This window comes from Hydrogenophaga sp. PBL-H3, from assembly GCF_010104355.1.
Taxonomy (GTDB): domain Bacteria; phylum Pseudomonadota; class Gammaproteobacteria; order Burkholderiales; family Burkholderiaceae_C; genus Hydrogenophaga.
This window is the reverse complement of record NZ_CP044972.1, coordinates 983,288-1,000,321: the sequence shown is the minus strand read 5'-3', so window position 1 is coordinate 1,000,321 and position 17,034 is coordinate 983,288. Positions and strand designations below refer to the sequence as shown.

18 protein-coding genes are annotated in these 17,034 nt (G+C 67.9%); 10 read left to right on the top strand and 8 right to left on the bottom strand.

The features are described from left to right. Positions 1-68 precede the first annotated feature (68 nt). From F9Z44_RS04835 to F9Z44_RS04795, 9 genes are read left to right on the top strand one after another with little or no spacing between them, the layout of a single operon-like run. Positions 69-599, top strand: coding sequence for a TRAP transporter small permease (locus F9Z44_RS04835; protein ID WP_236574256.1), 531 nt, complete (start codon positions 69-71; stop codon positions 597-599). A gap of 16 nt (positions 600-615) precedes the next feature. Beyond that, complete coding sequence (locus tag F9Z44_RS04830; protein WP_159604084.1) at positions 616-1,905, top strand: TRAP transporter large permease; 1,290 nt, start codon at positions 616-618, stop codon at positions 1,903-1,905. 33 nt (positions 1,906-1,938) lie between these two features. After that, positions 1,939-2,949 carry a TRAP transporter substrate-binding protein gene (locus F9Z44_RS04825; RefSeq protein WP_236574255.1) on the top strand — a complete coding sequence of 337 codons (1,011 nt, stop codon included), beginning with the start codon at positions 1,939-1,941 and terminating at the stop codon, positions 2,947-2,949. A gap of 8 nt (positions 2,950-2,957) precedes the next feature. Continuing rightward, positions 2,958-3,914, top strand: a complete 957-nt coding sequence (locus F9Z44_RS04820) for a C-terminal binding protein (RefSeq protein WP_159604082.1) — start codon at positions 2,958-2,960, stop codon at positions 3,912-3,914. Between the two features lie 30 nt (positions 3,915-3,944). Further along, positions 3,945-4,592: an RraA family protein gene (locus F9Z44_RS04815; RefSeq protein ID WP_159604080.1), complete on the top strand. Its 648-nt coding sequence runs from the start codon at positions 3,945-3,947 to the stop codon at positions 4,590-4,592. Next, positions 4,592-5,527 (top strand): sugar kinase, encoded by a 936-nt coding sequence (locus F9Z44_RS04810; RefSeq protein ID WP_159604078.1) that lies wholly within the window; start codon positions 4,592-4,594, stop codon positions 5,525-5,527. Before F9Z44_RS04815 ends, F9Z44_RS04810 begins: the two co-directional genes overlap by 1 nt. A 32-nt stretch (positions 5,528-5,559) precedes the next feature. Then, positions 5,560-6,774, top strand: a complete 1,215-nt coding sequence (locus tag F9Z44_RS04805; protein WP_159604076.1) for an L-dopachrome tautomerase-related protein — start codon at positions 5,560-5,562, stop codon at positions 6,772-6,774. A gap of 20 nt (positions 6,775-6,794) precedes the next feature. Beyond that, the gene (locus F9Z44_RS04800) at positions 6,795-7,523 is read left to right on the top strand and encodes an SDR family NAD(P)-dependent oxidoreductase (protein ID WP_159604074.1); all 729 of its coding nucleotides are present in this window, start codon (positions 6,795-6,797) and stop codon (positions 7,521-7,523) included. A gap of 25 nt (positions 7,524-7,548) precedes the next feature. Then, the gene (locus tag F9Z44_RS04795; RefSeq protein ID WP_159604072.1) at positions 7,549-8,043 is read left to right on the top strand and encodes a 2,4'-dihydroxyacetophenone dioxygenase family protein; all 495 of its coding nucleotides are present in this window, start codon (positions 7,549-7,551) and stop codon (positions 8,041-8,043) included. Here F9Z44_RS04795 and F9Z44_RS04790 read toward each other — a convergent pair. The 8 genes from F9Z44_RS04790 to F9Z44_RS04755 all read right to left on the bottom strand — a co-directional run bounded on the left by F9Z44_RS04790 (position 8,019) and on the right by F9Z44_RS04755 (position 16,053). Next, a complete protein-coding gene (locus F9Z44_RS04790) occupies positions 8,019-9,335 on the bottom strand; it encodes a type II toxin-antitoxin system HipA family toxin (protein ID WP_159604070.1) in 1,317 nt (438 codons plus the stop codon). The genes F9Z44_RS04795 and F9Z44_RS04790 overlap by 25 nt on opposite strands. Next, the gene (locus tag F9Z44_RS04785) at positions 9,332-9,628 is read right to left on the bottom strand and encodes a helix-turn-helix domain-containing protein (RefSeq protein WP_159604068.1); all 297 of its coding nucleotides are present in this window, start codon (positions 9,626-9,628) and stop codon (positions 9,332-9,334) included. The genes F9Z44_RS04790 and F9Z44_RS04785 overlap by 4 nt, the downstream gene beginning before the upstream one ends. Before the next feature lie 92 nt (positions 9,629-9,720). Then, positions 9,721-11,016, bottom strand: a complete 1,296-nt coding sequence (gene egtB, locus F9Z44_RS04780; RefSeq protein WP_159608582.1) for an ergothioneine biosynthesis protein EgtB — start codon at positions 11,014-11,016, stop codon at positions 9,721-9,723. Between the two features lie 40 nt (positions 11,017-11,056). Next, positions 11,057-12,184 (bottom strand): PQQ-dependent sugar dehydrogenase, encoded by a 1,128-nt coding sequence (locus tag F9Z44_RS04775; RefSeq protein WP_159604066.1) that lies wholly within the window; start codon positions 12,182-12,184, stop codon positions 11,057-11,059. 1 nt (position 12,185) lies between these two features. Next, positions 12,186-12,773 carry an NnrU family protein gene (locus F9Z44_RS04770; RefSeq protein ID WP_159604064.1) on the bottom strand — a complete coding sequence of 196 codons (588 nt, stop codon included), beginning with the start codon at positions 12,771-12,773 and terminating at the stop codon, positions 12,186-12,188. Positions 12,774-12,869: 96 nt separating this feature from the next. Beyond that, on the bottom strand, positions 12,870-13,847 hold the full coding sequence (locus F9Z44_RS04765) for a DMT family transporter (RefSeq protein ID WP_236574254.1): 978 nt from the start codon (positions 13,845-13,847) through the stop codon (positions 12,870-12,872). Beyond that, positions 13,814-15,286: an aldehyde dehydrogenase (NADP(+)) gene (locus F9Z44_RS04760; protein WP_159604062.1), complete on the bottom strand. Its 1,473-nt coding sequence runs from the start codon at positions 15,284-15,286 to the stop codon at positions 13,814-13,816. The genes F9Z44_RS04765 and F9Z44_RS04760 overlap by 34 nt, the downstream gene beginning before the upstream one ends. Then, on the bottom strand, positions 15,283-16,053 hold the full coding sequence (locus F9Z44_RS04755; protein ID WP_159604060.1) for a FadR/GntR family transcriptional regulator: 771 nt from the start codon (positions 16,051-16,053) through the stop codon (positions 15,283-15,285). The genes F9Z44_RS04760 and F9Z44_RS04755 overlap by 4 nt, the downstream gene beginning before the upstream one ends. Positions 16,054-16,221: 168 nt before the next feature. Here F9Z44_RS04755 and F9Z44_RS04750 point away from each other — a divergent pair, with 168 nt between their 5' ends. After that, positions 16,222-17,031 (top strand): NAD-dependent epimerase/dehydratase family protein, encoded by an 810-nt coding sequence (locus F9Z44_RS04750; RefSeq protein WP_159604058.1) that lies wholly within the window; start codon positions 16,222-16,224, stop codon positions 17,029-17,031. Positions 17,032-17,034: the final 3 nt, after the last annotated feature.

Genomic DNA, 17,034 nt, shown 5'->3' with positions numbered 1-17,034 from the left:
ATGTCAGATCTGAGATATCAGATACGATGCGTGTCTTCAAGTCAAGCACGAAACACCGGAGAGACCCCGTGACCGCAGCCCCACCGCAGAACCCACCGCATGTCCTGGAAGAGGCCTTCGTGGGCTTGAACCGTTGGGCCTTGATCCTCCTGCTGGGCACCATGGCCGCGCTGGTGATCGGCAACGTGATCTCGCGCTATGTCTTCGGGCATTCGTTCTCCTGGGTCGAGGAAGCCACGCGCTACATGATGATCTGGGCCGCCCTGCTCGGCGCCGGCCCGGCGCTTCGGGTGGGTGGGCACATCGCCATCGACACCCTGCACGTCGCGTTGCCCGACACCGGGGCGCGCCTGCTGCGCGGCCTCATCGTGGCCATCATGGCGGCCACCCTGGTCGTGCTGGTGTGGCTGGGCATTGACTACGCCAGCTTCGCCTGGGAGCAGGAGTCACCGGTGCTGGGTTGGTCGCTGGGCAAGGTCTACCTGGCCTTGCCGGTGGGTGCGGCGCTGATGCTGGTGCATCTGCTGCTCATTGCACGCCGGTGGGTGGTGTGGGGCGAATGGGACCGCATCGAGGGTTTCGACCCGCAGGCGCTGTGATCAAGGAAACGACGTCATGAGCGCCATTCTCGGTTTCGTTTTTGTCGGCTTGATGGTCATCGGTGCGCCGATCGCCTTTGCCATGTTGATTGCCGGCCTGGTGGCCGTGTGGCTCAAGCCGGGCATGCCGGCGCTGGTCGTGATGCAGAACCTGTTCAGTGGCCTGGACAGCTTTCCGTTGCTGGCCATCCCGTTCTTCATCCTGGCGGCGGAATTGATGTCCGGCGGCGCGCTGACCGATGTGCTGCTGAAGTTCGCCGCCCGCCTGGTGGGCATGCGGCGCGGCGGCCTGGGCCACGCCAACATCCTCACGCTGACCTTCTTCTCCGGCATCAGCGGCTCGGCCCTGGCGGACGCGGCCGGCCCGGGCGCGATGCTGATCAAGATGATGCGCAAGGCCGGCTACAAGGACGCCTACGCAGCAGCGCTCACGGCCAGCACCGCCATCGTGGGGCCCATCATCCCGCCGTCGATCATCATGATCGTCTACGCGCTGACCGACAACAGCGTCACCATCACCGGCCTGTTCCTCGCGGGTGTCATCCCGGGCCTGCTGATCGCTGTGTCGCTGGCCATCGTGAACCACTGGGTGAGCGTGCGGCGCGATTACAGGTCGTCTCCCGAGATGCTGGACCCGTCGCCGATGTGGCTGCTGTTCTGGCGCGCGCTGCCGGCGTTGCTGCTGCCCGGCATCATCCTGGGCGGTATCCACCTGGGCATATTCACGCCCACCGAAGCGTCCGCGGCTGCCGTGCTGTACGCCCTGCTGGTGGGACGTTTTGTGTACGGCACGCTGCGCTGGGACATGCTGCCCGCCATCCTGTTCCGCACCGCGCTCATGACGGCGTCCATCCTGTTCATCGTGGCCACCTCGGCGGTGTTCGCCTGGGTGCTCACGGTCGGGCAGATTCCCCAGGAGGTCGCGGGCTGGATCGCCGGCATGAACCTCAGTCCGGTGGAATTGCTCATCGCCATCAACGTGCTGTTGCTGCTGGTGGGCATCTTCATCGAGCCGCTGCCGGGCGTGATGATCATGGTGCCCATCCTGGCGCCGCTGGCCGAAGCCGCCGGCTTTCATCCCCTGCACTTCGCCATCGTCGTCATCGTGAACCTCACGCTGGGCATGGTCACGCCGCCCGTGGGCGGCCTGCTGTTCGTCACCTCCGTGGTGTCGGGCGTGAAGATGGGCCCGATGGTGCGCGAGATGCGGCCCATGCTGCTGGCCCTCTTCATCGTGCTGATGCTGCTCACCTTCGTCCCCTTGATTTCCACCTGGCTGCCCGGCGTGCTGGGCTACCGCAACTGAGTGTTTTTCCACCACCCGAGAAGGAGACTTTCCGTGAAACTGAACCGCAAACAATTCCTGACCGCGCTCGCGGCCGCCGCCATGGCCCTGGGCGCAAGCCCCGCCATGGCCCAGAAGGTCATGAAGTACACCCACTTCCAGCCGGCCAAGAACGACCAGCCCAAACACGTGGCCGCGCTGGCCTTCAAGGAACACGTCGAGAAAGCCACCAACGGTTCGATCAAGGTCGAGATCTACCCGGCCGGCCAGCTGGGCCCGGCCCAGCAGATCATGGAAGGCCTGCGCCTGGGCACGGTGGAGCTCGGTGTGGTGCACGACGGCGGCATCCCCGGCGTCTACAAGACCTTCAACATCTTCGGCATGCCCTTCGTGTTCAACGACCATGCCCACGCCTACTCGGTGCTGGACGGCAAGTTCGGCCAGGAGCTGGCCGAAGACATGCGCAAGAAGACCGGCATCCGCCTGATGGGCTACGCCGACAACGGCATCCGCCACTTCACCAACAGCAAGCGCGCCATCAAGACCCCGGACGACATGAAGGGCCTGAAGATGCGCGTGCAGCCCAGCCCGGTGTTCGTCAAACTGGTGGAATCGCTGGGCGCCAGCCCGACCGCGATCGACTGGGGCGAACTGCCCGCCGCGCTGGCCCAGGGCACGGCCGACGGCCAGGAAAACGGCGTCACCAACATCATGGCCGCCAGCCTCTACCAGCACCAGAAACACGTCACGCTGGACGGTCACGTCTACAGCCTGCACGCCTACCTGGTGAGCGACCGTTTCTTCAACACCCTGACCGATGTGGAGAAAAAGGCCGTGACCGAAGGCGTCGACAAGGCCAAGAAGATCCACCGCGACATGACGCGCGAGCAGGACCTCTCGGCCAAGAAGGTGTTGTCCGAAAAAGGCATGACGGTGACCGAGCTCACCCCGGCCGAGATCGACCGTTTCCGCAAGGCCTCGCAGCCCGCCGTGCGTGCCTACCTGGACGCCGAGGTCAGCAAGGAGTGGACCGACAAGCTGCTCGCCGCCACCGCCGCCAAGTGAGCGCCGTGATGTCAAACGAGCGCCTGGTGGTGGCGCTGGACGACGGCTACGCCGCGTACGACCAGGAGGAAGCCCTCCTGGCCGCGGCGGGTGCCCGCTTCTCCCTGCGGCCCTGCCGGCGCAACGAGGACGCAGCGTTGGACGCCGTGCGCGATGCCGATGTGGTGCTGGTGCGTGAATCGCCGGTGACCCGGCGCGTCATCGAGGCCATGACGAACTGCCAGGCCATCATCCGCTACGGCATCGGCGTCGACAACATCGACCAGGTCGCCGCGCGCGAGCAGCGCATCCGCGTGGTCAATGTGCCGGACTACGGCACCGACGAGGTGAGCTCGCACGCGGTGGCGCTGGCGCTGTCGGTCGGGCGCCGCATCGGCCTGCACGACGCCGAGGTGCGCGCGGGGCGCTGGTCCACCGGGGTGCTGCAACCCATGGTGCGCTGGCGCGGTCGCACGCTCGGCCTGGTGGGGTTCGGCCGCATCGCGCGCATGACGCTGGACAAGTTGAGCGGCTTCGGTTTTGGCCGCGTGCTGGTGTGCGACCCGGGCGCCGACCTGCCCCCGGGCGTGGAGCGCGCCGACATCGACACGCTGTGCGCCGAGGCCGACGTGATCTCGCTGCACGCGCCGCTGAACGACCACACCCGCCACCTCATCAACGCCCGACGCCTGGCCCTGATGCGGCCGACCGCCATCCTGGTCAACACCGCGCGCGGCGGGCTGGTGGACACCGACGCGCTGTTTGAGACGCTCAAGGCGCGCCGCATTCTCGGCGCGGGCCTGGACGTCTTCGAGCAGGAACCGCCGGGCGCGCATCCGCTGTTCGGCCTGGACAACGTGACCGTGACCAACCACATGGGTTGGTACAGCGAGGAGTCCATGCGCGAACTGCAACGAAAGACCGCCGAGGAAGCCGTGCGCGTGCTTCGCGGCGAAACACCCCTGCACTGGCTCAACCGCTGGTGACTCCCTGCCCCCCCTGACGAAAGCAATTGCATGAAAGACCTGATCGAAGCCTTCAACCAAGTCGCCGTGGCCTCCGTGGCCGACGCCGTGGACAAGGTGTGTGGCCACCGCGGCTACATGGAGTGCGCCATCAAGCCGCAGATCAACGACAAGCGCATCTGCGGCCCGGCCGCCACCGTGCTGGAAACCGCTACCGACGAATTCGTGCCGCCGCAACACGCACTCGACCTGATCGACGAAGCCCCTGCGGGCAGCGTGATCGTGATCAGCATCGACGGCGGCGAGCCCGACGTGGCGGTGTGGGGCGGCCTCATGACCGCTGGCGCCGTGGCCAACGGCCACGCGGGCGCGGTGCTCGACGGCGGCGTGCGCGACCTCACCGAGATCCGCCGCGATTACGCCTTCCCGGTGTACGCGCGGGCCGTGAGCCCGGGCACCACGCTGGGCCGTTTCCGCACTGTGGCCTCGCAGGTGCCGGTGCGCGTGGGCGGCATCATGGTGCACCCCGGTGACATCGTGGTCGGCGACGTGGACGGCGTGGTGGTGGTGCCGCACGCGCGCGCCGCCGAGGTGCTGGCGATGGCGCAGGAAATCGACGTGCGCGAACTGGAGCAGGCCAAGCTCATCATCGCGGAGAAGTCGCTGCGCAAGGGCCTGGCCAAGTACGGGCGCATCTGATGACCGTGGCGACCCAGGCCGACATCGTCTCGCTGGGCGAGGCGATGGTCGAGTTCAACCAGACCGGTGAAGGCGATGGCCGCCTGTACCTGCAGGGCTTCGGCGGCGACACCTCCAACTTCGCCATCGCCGCGGCGCGCCAGGGCGCGCGCGTGGCCTACCTGAGTGCGCTGGGCGACGACCCCTACGGCCGCTTGCTGCGCCGGCTGTGGGACGACGAAGGCGTGGACCACACCGATGTGGCCACGAACCCGGATGCCTTCACCGCCATCTACTTCGTCACCCACGGCGAAGCGGGCCACCAGTTCAGCTTCTTCCGCAGCGGTTCGGCCGCCTCGCGCATGAGCCCGCTGCAGTTGCCGCGCGAGCGCATCACCAGCGCACGCGTGCTGCACCTCTCGGGCATTTCGCTGGCGATCTCGCCCGCGGCCTGCGACACCGCCTACGCCGCCATCGACACCGCGCGCCAGGCGGGCGTGAAGGTGAGCTTTGACACCAACCTGCGGCTCAAGCTCTGGTCCATCGACCGGGCTCGCGCCGTCATGAGCGACGTGATCGCGCGCAGCGACCTCTGCCTGCCGAGCTACGACGACGTGGTGGCCATCACCGGCCTCACCGACCCCGACGCGCTGGTGGACCACTGCCTGCGCCTGGGCGCGAAGGTGGTGGCGCTCAAGCTGGGCGAGCAGGGTGCGCTGATTGCGGACGGCCACCAGCGCCACCGCATCGCGCCCCACCCCTGCCAGCCGGTGGACGCCACCGGCGCGGGCGACACCTTCGGCGGCGCCTTCGTGCACCGCTGGTTGCAAGGCGACGGCCTGGCACAGGCCGGGCGCTACGCCGCCGCGGCCGCGGCCCTGTCCACACAAGGCTATGGCGCGGTCGCGCCGATTCCCACCGCCGCGCAGGTGCTCGACGCCCTGCGGCCAGCGTGAGCAGATTCCACCCCCAACAACGAGGAGACACCATGAAGAACCCCTGGATCCAGCGCATCGCCGCCATCGCCTTCGGCACCTTGACCTGTGCAGCGCTGGCCACCCCGCCGAAGCTCGACGTCGTCGCGGAATGGACGCGCCTGTCTTACGACCTGAGCGACCCGGCGGCCGAGAAGGCCTATGAAGACCAGCAGGTCTGGAAGAAGGTGCTGATGCAGGGCGCCAAGGTGGATTCCAAAGGCAACATCTACGTGAGCACGGCGCGCTGGGGTGGCAAGGAGATTCCCGCAACGCTGTCGAAGCTGGTGAAGAAGGGCAAGGAATGGAAGCTGCAGCCCTTTCCGAACAAGGCCCTGAACGATGTGGCCAACCCCAAGGGCCTGAAGGCCGTGCTGGGTTTCGAGATCGACCGCAACGACGTGATGTGGATCCTGGACCAGGGGCATGTGGCCGGCGCACCCTCGGGTCCTGGCGACGAGAAGCTGGTGGGCTGGGACCTCAAGACCGGCAAGGAAGTGGCGCGCTACGAGTTCAACGACGCCGACACCGACAAGAAGTGCTCGTTTCTCAACGACGTGGCGATCGACAACGACGCCGGCGTGGTCTACATCAGCGACTCGGGCATCTTCTGCAACCCGCTCAAGGGCGGCATCCTGGTCTACGACATCAAGACCAACAAGGCCAAGCGCGTGCTGTCGGCACCGGAGTGGGTGAACAACGAAAACTTCAGCTTCAAGATCCACGGCCGCGACGTGCTCAAGCCCAAGGACGGCAAGCCCAACGGCATGCAGACCGGCGCCGACGGCATCGCACTCTCGGGTGACAAGAAGACGCTCTACTGGACCAACCTCACCGGCAACCGCCTGCTCTCGCTGCCCACCGCGCTCATCCGCGATTTCTCGAAAAACGAGGACGAGGTGAAGAAGGCCGTGAAGGTGGAAGCCACCTTGCCCTCCAACACCGACGGCATGACGGCCGACCGCGCGGGCAACCTCTACATGACGGCCCTCGGCCTCAACGGCGTGATGAAGCGCGATGCGAAAACCGGCGTGGTCTCCACGCTGGTCACCAGCGACGACATCTCGTGGCCCGACACCCTGGCCTGGGGACCGCGCGGCGACCTGTACCTGGTGAGCAACCACCTGCACCTCTGGGTAGACGGCGACATGGACTTCGACAAGCCCAAGGTGCCGAACTTCCGCATCTACCGCATGAAGCTGGGCGCCACGCCCTACCACGCGAAGTGATGGTCGAGAAAGGCCCCTCCATGACCGACGCCCATTTCAAGGACCGCCACGTGGTGGTGGTCGGCGGCACCAGCGGCATTGGCCGCGGCATCGCCGAGGCCTTTGCCGCTGCCGGGGCCAGCGTGTGCGCCACCGGCGCCACCGAAGCGGAGGTGGCGCGCGCGAGCGAAGGCGCTCCACCAAACCTCCGGTTCGTGTCACTCGACGTGCGCAGCGATGACGCCGTGCTGGCCCATTTCGCCGCACTCGGCCAGTTGCATGTGCTGGTCAACTGCGCCGGCATCATCAAGCGCGGTGAAGAGCACGACCCTCGGGTGTTCGCGCAGGTGCTCGACATCAACCTCAACGGCACCATGCGCACCTGCTCGGCGGCGCGCGCGCTGTTGAAGGCCTCGGGTGGCTGCATCGTCAACACCGCCTCCATGCTCAGCTTCTTCGGCGGCGGTCTGGTGCCCGGCTACAGCGCCAGCAAGGGCGCCGTGGCGCAACTCACCAAGTCGCTGGCCATCGCCTATGCGGCCGACGGCATTCGTGTGAACGCAGTCGCGCCCGGCTGGATCGCCACACCCTTGACGCAGGCCTTGCAGGACGATCCGGCGCGCGCCGCGCCCATCCTCGCGCGCACGCCCCTGGGCCGCTGGGGCACACCGGCCGATGTGGCCGGTCCCGTCATGTTCCTGTGCGGCCCACAAGCCGGCTTCATCACGGGCACCGTGCTGCCGGTCGATGGCGGCTACCTGATCGCCTGAAACCCCCACCCTTCCGAGGAACCCCATGCTGATCACCCAACTCCCCGGCATCCAGCCCGAGATCGCCGTGCAGGCCATTCCGGACGACGAGCGCGTCTGGGCCCCGCAGGCCGAGAACGTGTGGTTCCGGCCCTTGCTGCTCAACACCGTCACCGGCAGCTGGTGCAACCTGCTGCGCGTGCGCAAGTCGGGCGTGCTCTCGCGCCACATCCATCCCTCGGTGGTGGTGGGCTACGTCATCAAGGGCTCGTGGCGCTACCTCGAACACGACTGGGTGGCGCGTGCCGGCTCGTTCGTGTACGAGCCGCCCGGCGAGATCCACACCCTGGTGGTCGACGAAGCCTCGGGCCCGGACAACGAGATGATCACCTTCTTCAACATCTCGGGCGCCATGGTGTACGTGGACGCGGCCGGTCAGCCCAGCGGCTACGAAGACGTGTTCACGAAGCTCGAGATGTGCCGCCGGCACTACACGCAGGTCGGGCTGGGTGCGGACTACGTGGACCAGTTCGTTCGCTGACCTGGTCGCCGCGACCGTTTGCCGCGCCGGCCCTGGGCTTCCACCTTCTCGGCCGCTGTGGCCAGTTGTTCAGGATGTTCGGCCAGCTCAGTGGCCATGACAAAGGCGGGCTGGAACCGCGCTACGTAACCGTCTTGCACACCCTGATCCCGCAGGCGCGGCTGCCAATGGCCTGCCACATGCTGGGCCGCGTTGCCGAGCCACGCCACGGCTTCGGGCAATTCAACACCGAAATGCGAACAGACCGACAACAGGTTGTGAGCCGAGCAAGCCTGGGAACCGTCAGGCAGCACGCTCAAGGCCAGCAAGCCCGCGAAGCCGGGCAATGGCGTCACGTCAAACACCGGTGACAGGCGCCAACCCTCGCCCGTGTGCAGCAGTCCATGGTTGCGCGGATGGTCGTCGTGGTTGCCGACCAGGGCGTTGTAGGCCATGCGCCGCCACAGCTCGCTGAGGTCTTGCCGGCAATGCTGCTCGTCCGCGATCCAGCGCCGCAGGCGGTCGGCCAACACCAGATAGGAGCGGCGGGCGTCGCCCGGCATCGCTCCGGCGTCAAGACCAAGTACCGTGCGGGCGCTGGCGTACAGGTGCCTTTGCGGGCGACGCGGGTCGCCCGCGCGGTCAAAGCGCTCGATCAGAAAAACCTCGTGCTGATCGTGACGGATGAAGCGGATCCTGGGGACGTTCAGCCCCAGCTCGGCCGCCATCTGCATCACCACAAATTCGCGCGCTGGCAAGTGCGGCGCATCGCCCCGGTCTTGCAGTTTGGCCAACCACAGCGAGCCTTCGTCTTCAATCGTGGCTTTGGGCCGTTCACCGCCGGCGCTCGTGCCACCGTCGTCGTTCATGCGGCGGATGGCGCGACTCGATGGAGCATCCTCATCCAGCAATTGCACCTGCTCAATCAACTCGTGCAGGGTGTGCGGCGTCCAGCGCAGCTTGATCTCGATGTCACGGCACACCTCGATGGCGCCCACGCCGTCGGGTGGACCCAAAGAGAGCAATTCCAGCGGGCCCAGCTCGCGAGCGTGCCGGGCCTGCAGGCGGTCTCGGCCATAACCGTCGGGCATGGCGTCCTGGATCACACCGGGCAGCGCGTGTTCGCCGGGCAGTTTGATGGCCGCTGCGCCCCGGCCCAAGCGCAGGTGCATCGGGTCCAGCGGGAGCGCGCTCTGCCTCCTTTTGTAGTCGGCCTCGTACACGAAACGGCCACCGCCAGCGTCCACGTCGACGTGCGCGGCCAACACGGGTTCGTTCGACCCCGGCAACCAGGTCCACACCGGCGTGCTCATCGTGGCCTCCGCAGTTGGTTCGTGGCGAACGTGGTGAGCGCCGGGTCGCGCTGCGGTGCCAGCAGTTCGTCGATCTCGGCCAGCAGCCCCAGGGCATCCAGCGCGCGGGCCAGGGTGCCCAGGGCCACCCCGGGATGGCCTTTTTCCAGCGCCACGATGGAGCTGACGCCCACACCTGCGAGGTGCGCGAGGTCGCGTTGCGTGAGACCCCGGGCGCGGCGCGCGAGCGCCACGCGCTCCCCCAGATCTTGCAGGGATCGGCTCGGGAGAATGGGAAACGGCGCGGTGTTCATTGCTGCAATTTCAATCCAAAATTTACATAATGGACTGATTTTCCAGCACTTTTGTGTTTTGTCCAGACAAAACGTCTGGCTGCCCTGAAGCGCTACAGGCTGCGCGCCAACCGCAACCCGCTGAACTGCCAGCGCGCGTCGGTGGGAAAGAAGTTGCGGTAGCTCGCGCGCAGGTGCGACGCCGGGGTGGCGCAGGAGCCGCCGCGCAGCACGGTCTGGTTGACCATGAACTTGCCGTTGTATTCGCCCACCGCGCCTTCGGTGGGCTGGTAGCCCGGGTAGGGGCTGTAGCTGCTCGCGGTCCATTCCCACACGTCGCCAAACATCTGCATCAAACCCTCGCTCGAAGCGCGCGCGGGCATGGGGTGCAGGGCACCGGCGTCCTGCAGGTTGCCCTGCACCGGCAACGTGGGCGCGGCGGCCTCCCACTCGGCTTCGGTGGGCAGGCGGGCACCCAGCTGGTCGGCGTGGGTGGCCGCGGTCCAGCGGGCAAACGCATCGGCTTCAAAGTAGCTCACGTGCACCACGGGCGTGTGCGGGTCCAGCGGCATGTCGCCGTGCAGGGTGAACACGGTGGGCAGGGCGTGGGTGTCCTGGGGGAGCGTCCAGTACAGCGGTGCGCGAATGCCTTGCGTGCGCACCCAGTCCCAGCCGGCGGCGAGCCACCAGCGCGGGTCGGTGTAGCCGCCGTCGCGCACGAAGTCCAGCCACTCGCCGTGCGTCACCAGGCGGTTCATGAGCGCGTGCGGCTCCAGCCACTGGCGGTGGCGCGGGGCTTCGTTGTCGAACGCAAAGCCCTCACCCACGTGCCCGATCTCGACCAGACCACCGTCGCGCTCGACCCAGCGCGCGGGCACGGGCGCCACCGAGACCAGCGGCCAGGCGCGCTGGTAGGCCGGGCGCAGCGGGTTGATGGAGAGCAGGTGCTTGATGTCGGTGAGCAGCAGCTCCTGGTGCTGCTGTTCGTGGTGCAGGCCCATCTCGATCAGCCGCAGAGCGTTGAGGCTGTCGGTGTGCGCGATCAGTTGCGCGATGCGTTCGTCCACCTGCTCGCGCCAGCGCCACACCTCGGCCAGGTCGGGCCGCGTGACCAGCCCGCGCTGCGGCCGCGCGAACTGCTCACCCACGCCGTTGTAGTAGCTGTTGTAGAGCACGCGAAAGGCGGGGTTGAAGGGCTTGAAGCCGGGCTCGAAGGGCTCCAGCACGAAGGTCTCGAAGAACCAGGTCACGTGGGCCAGGTGCCATTTGGTCGGGCTGGCGTCGGGCATCGACTGCGCCTGGCAATCTTCGGGCGAGAGTGGCGCCGCAAGTGCACGCGTCTGGTCGCGCACCGCCTGGTAGCGCCGCGCCAGGGTCGCGCGATCGGCTTCGGGGCGCATGCCGGTCATGGCATGGGCCTGAGGCGAGGTGTGTTGCATGGTGGGCCTTTCAGCGCCCGGGCAGCAGGCGCAACAGCTGGCCATTGCGCTCGTCGGTCAGCAGATAGATGAAGCCGTCGGGGCCTTCGCGCACATCGCGCACGCGCTGGTTGAGGTCGGGCAGCAGTTTGTCCTCGCGCACCACCCGATCACCCTCGATGACCAGACGCGAAAGGTATCGGAACTTGAGCGATCCCGCCAGCAGGCTGCCTTGCCACGCCTTGCCATAGCGTTCGCTGCGGATGAAGGCCAGGCCCGAGGGCGCGATGGAGGGTGTCCACTGGTGCAGTGGCTGCTCCAGCCCCGGCTTGCTCGTGATGCCCTCGCCGATGGCACCGCCGCCATAGTTCTCACCAAAGGTGATGACGGGCCAACCGTGGTTCTTGCCGGCCTGCGGGCGGTTGATCTCGTCGCCGCCCTGCGGGCCGTGCTCCGAGGTCCAGAGCCGGCCGTCGATCCCGATCGCGGCGCCCTGCGGATTGCGGTGACCGAGGCTCCAGATCTCGGGCAAGGCACCTGCGCGGCCCACAAAGGGGTTGTCGGGGTGGGCACCGCCGGTGGCGCGCACGCGCACCACTTTGCCGTGGTGGTTGTCCAGCGTCTGCGCATCGTTCATGCGCGAGTAGCGGTCGCCGAGCGCCAGGAACAGGCTGCCGTCACCGGCTTGCGCGATACGGCAGCCGAAGTGCAGGCGGCTGCTGACCTTGGGGGTCTGGCTGAAGATCACCCGCACGTCGTCGAGCCGCGTGGAGTCGCTGGAGAGCCGGGCCGAGGCCATGGCGGTGGAGTTGCCACCGCCACTGGCCGCCACTTCCGAGTAGCAGAAGTACAGGATGCGGTTGCGGTGGAAATCGCGGTCGGTGATCACATCGAGCAGGCCGCCCTGCCCGCCCGCTTCCACCGACGGCAAACCCAGCAGCGGCACGCCCAGGCGGCCATCAGCACCCACCACGCGCATGCGTCCGGGCCGCTCCGTCACGAGCATGCGGCCCTCGCCGATGAACGCCAGTCCCCAGGGGTTCTGAAGCCCGCTGGCCACCAACTCGGTGGTGACTTGCGCGTGCGCGGTGGTGAACGTGAAGGTGCCCACGGCGAGCCACGCGGCGAACGCCCGGGCCGGCGAACGTGTCAAGCCCATGTCATGCACCGAAGGGGCGAACGCCGATGAGCCAGGCGTGTGCCCAGACGACAAACAGCACATAGAGACCCAGGCCGCCGACCAGCGCGATGGCGTCGTTGGCCTGGCTGCCGGGCAACACGGGGCCAGCACGAAGCAGGCCGGCAGCGGCGCGCTTCTTCACCGAGATGCGGTCCACCACCGCCCAGGCGAGGAAACCACCGAACAGCAGCACGTCGGCCAGCGTGCCGTTGGCCAGCAGGTGGGCCAGCGCCCACAGCTTCACCGCCAGCAGCATGGGGTGTTTGGCCGTGCGCTGGATGCGCCCGGGCAGGTACGCCGCGAGCAACAACACGAACACCGGCAGCATCAACACGGCCGCGAGGTGCCTGAAGCCATTGGGCAAGGTGTAGAGGACCACCGGCGCTTCACGCGCCGCGCCATAGCCCACGACGATGAGCACGAAGCCCGCCAGCGAGGCCAGCGAATACAGGCCCTTCCATGGTCCTTCGCCCAAGCGCTGCGCCAGGCGGTTGCGCCCGTCGGGGGACACGATGGACACCGAGTGCACACCGAGAAACAACACCAGACCCAGGATCAGCAGCAGCATGAAGGCACCCCCGGCGCAGTCGGTGGCGGACCATCCGGCCACTCGCGCGCATGGCGGCACTGTAGCCCCGAAGTGGCACGCCCGCGTCGCTCGGGGTCAAGCGGATCGGGGAGCGGCGGCGGGCGCAGCGGTCACGAGCCAGATGCCACCGCAGACCAGCAGCAAGGCCACGGCGTTGCGCCAGGCCAGGATCTCTTCACCCAGGAACAGCGCGGAGAGCAAGGCGCCGAACACCGGGATGAGGAAGTTGAACACCGACACCATGCCCACGCGGTTGTGCTTGAGCAGCGCAGCCCACAGCGCAAACGCCACGGCCGAGAGGATGGCCATGTAGAGCAGCAACGCCGCCGCCGCCACGCCCATGCCCTGCAACACGCCGCCCGTGGCATGGCCCACCAGCGCCAGGGCCACGCCGCCAATGCCGAGCTGCCAGCCCGTCATGACCATGGCGTCGATCTGCTGCGACAGGCGCTTGCCGAAAATACTGGCGGCCGAGAGCACGAAGGCGGCGATCACGATGAAGCCGTCGCCCAGCAAGGTGAACGCCGCGTCCAGCGCCTGGCCACTGCGCAGGTTCACCGCCATCACGCCCGCGAAGCCCACCAGGCAGCCGATCGTCTTGCGCCGGTCAAGGCGGTCGTTGGTGTAGATGAAGTGAGCGAGCAGCACGCTGAAGAAGGTGCCGGTGGCATTGAGGATGGAGGCCTTCACGCCAGTGGTGTGGGCCAGGCCGACGTAGAAGAACACGTACTGCAACGAGGTCTGCACCAGGCCCAGCAGGCCGATGCGGCCCAGGTCGGCTCGCGAGAGCGCGAACACCGGTCGCCCCATGGCCTGCGCCATGCCCAGCAGCAGCACGCCCGCCAGCACGAAGCGCCAGCCGGCAAACACCAGCTGCGAGGCGGTGTCGTCGCGGCCGATGGCCAGCAGCGCGTAGCCGCTCTTGATGGCCGGGTAGGCGCTGCCCCAGAGCAGGCAGCACAGCGTGGCCAGCAGGACCACGTTGCGCGGGCGGGTGAAGAAGGCCGCGCTGCCGCCGCTCAGCACGGTCGACCCTGGCGGGCCAGCAGCCACGCGGGTGCGTCCTGCAGGCTCACCGGGCGCAAGAAACGATTCAACGCGGCGTCGCCCACCGAAGTGGTCATGGGCGCGGTGGACGCGGGCCAGGGGCCGCCGTGCTGCTGCGCGGCCGTCACGGCCACGCCCGTGGGCACGCCGGCAAACAGCACGCGGCCCGCGATGGCCATGGCACCGCGCACCAGCGCGCGGGTGTCGTCGGACTCGGCGTCTGCGCCCCAGAGCGTGACGGTGAGGCTGCCGCCCACGGCGGCCAGCACCGCGAGCACCTCGGCCTGCGAAGCCGCGCGCACCACCAGGCTGGACGGGCCGAACACCTCGTCGTGCAGCGCGCTCTGCTGCAGGAACTGCGCACCACTCACCTGCAACAGCTGCGGGCCGGGCGCCTGTGTGCTGCCGGGCTGCTGCACCAGCGGCTGCGCGCCGTGTTCGACGAAACGCGCCACACCCGCGTCAAAAGCACGGCGCATGCCGCTGGTGAGCATGGCATGCGGCTGTTGCGCAGCGAGCGCCGTGGCGAGCTGCGCCACAAAAGCGTCGGCCTCGGCACCATCGATCAGCACGATCAGGCCGGGGTTGGTGCAGAACTGACCGCAGCCCTGCACGATGGAGCCCGCCAGCGTGGTGGCGAGCTCGGCGCCCCTGGCCTGGAGCGCGGCGGGCAAAGCAACGACCGGGTTGATGGAGCCGAGTTCGCCGTAAAACGGGATCGGGCGCGGGCGCGCGTTGGCCTCAGCCTGCAGCGCCGCGCCACCGCGCGTGGAGCCGGTGAAGGCACCAGCGGCGATCAGCGGATGGCGCACCAGCGCCACGCCCACCTCGACCCCCGCGCCCTGCACCAGGCCGATGAGACCGGCGGGCAGGCCCTGCGCCTTCAGCACGTTCTGGATCAGAGCGAACACGCGCTGCGACAGCAGCGGGTGGCCGGGGTGCGCCTTCACCACCACCGGGCAGCCAGCGGCCATGGCCGAGGCGGTGTCGCCACCGAGCACCGAAAAGGCGAACGGAAAGTTGCTCGCGGCAAACATGGCCACCGGGCCCAGCGGCACGCGCTGCAACACCATGGCCGGGTGGCCCACGGGCGGCGCGCCGGCCACGGCCGGGTCGTCCAGCCGCTCGAAGGGCAAGCCGCGCGTCGCGATGCTGGCGAAGCGGCGCAGCTGGAACGCCGTGCGGTCGAGCTCGCCGTTGAGGCGCGCAGTGCCCAGCGCGGTCTCCACGTCGGCCAGCGCCACCAGGGCTTCGCGGTCGGCTTCGAGCGCAGCGGCCAACGCATCCAGCAACGCGGCGCGCTGCGCGCCGGTGCTGCTGCCCCAGGTTTCGAAAGCGTCAGCGGCGGCCTGGGCGGCGGCGTTGATGTCGTCGGCAGTGGAAGCGAGCAGGGGTTCACCGTGCGCGGCGCCGGAGCGCGCGTCAAAAGATTGCAGATCGTTCATGTGGGGGAATCGGGTTGTGCGCGGCGCAAGCGTTCGCGGCTGTTGGAGAGATGGGTGCGCATCGCGGTGCGCGCGGTGTCGGCGTCGCGCAGGCGGATCGCGTTGTAGATGTTCTGGTGTTCGGTGTGCACGCGCCGCAGGTAGGCCAGCCGGCCTTCGGGCGCGCTGCTGGCGGTGTTGATGCGGGTGCGCGGAATGATCATGGTGCCCAGATACGTCATGAGGTCGGCAAAGTGGCGGTTGCCGGTGGCGCGCGCCACCTCCATGTGGAACTGGAAGTCCGAGGGCACGGCGTCGGACGACTCGGCAATCGACGCTTCGAAGGCGGCGAGCGCGGCGGCCATGTTCTGCAGGTGGCTGTCGTCGCGGCGCTGCGCGGCGAGACTCGCGGCTTCGCTCTCCAGGCTGATGCGCAGCTCCAGCAGCGAAATCACGTCGGCCACGGTGGCGAAATCTTCGGGTGCGATGCGGAAGTTGCTCTGCTCTTGCGGCGCCATCACGAAGGTGCCGATGCCGTGGCGCGTCTCCACCAGACCCGAGGCCTGCAGGCGCGAGATGGCCTCGCGCACCACCGTGCGGCTGACCTCGAAGCGGCCCATCAGTTCGGACTCGGTGGGCAGCTTGTCGCCGGTCTGCAGCCGGCCTTCGCGCATGTCGGCGGCCAGGGTGTCGACGATCTCGGGCACCAGGCCGCGAGGGCGGCGCGGACGTGTCAACACGGCATCGGCCGAGCCCGATTCGGAACCTAGGGTTTTCACGGAGAGCATTGTTTTTTCCTTGACACCCCACCTCGGGGTTCACACAATTCGCCCAGTTGTCTGACAACCGACAACAGACAACACAAGATGTGCGGACTGTAGCAAAGCACCTGCGATAAGTCCAAGGCCTTCGCAAAAATGCCTCCGAAAAACCCCAGACACGACGGCACGAGTTCCATGGAAAACACCCTGAAAACCCACCACCGCCTGCTGCTCACCGGCGCCGCCGGCGGCCTGGGCACCGCGCTGCGCGAACGCCTCAAGGGCAACTGCGAGGTGCTGCGCCTGTCCGACAAGGCGGGTCTGGGCGATGCGAAGGCCGGCGAGGAAATCGTGCTGGCCGACCTGTCCAACGCCGACGAGGTCGACGCCATGGTCGCCGGCTGCAATGCCATCGTGCACATGGGCGGCATCTCGGTGGAAGCGCCGTTCGCGTCCATCCTGCAGGCCAACATCGTGGGGGCCTACAACCTCTACGAGGCCGCGCGCCAACACGGCGTCAAGCGCGTGGTGTTCGCCAGCTCCAACCACGTGACCGGTTTCTACAAGCAGAGCGAGACCATCCACGCCGACCACCCGGCCCGCCCCGACGGCTTCTACGGCCTGAGCAAAGCCTTCGGCGAAGACCTCGCCCGCCTGTACTTCGACCGCCACGGCATCGAGACCGCCTGCGTGCGCATCGGCTCCTCGTTCCCCGAACCCAAAGACCGCCGCATGCTCGCCACCTGGCTGAGCTTCGACGACCTGCACCGCCTCATCACCGCCTGCCTGAGCACGCCTGTGCTCGGCCACAGCATCGTCTTCGGCATGTCCAACAACGCCGTGACCTGGTGGGACAACAGCCGCGCGCGCCACGTCGGCTTCGTCGCCAAGGACAGCTCCGACGTGTTCCGCGAAGCGGTGTTCGCCCGCACCAGCGCACCCGACCTGAACGACCCGGCCGCGATCTACCAAGGTGGTGGCTTCGTCAAGGCTGGCCCGTTCTGAACG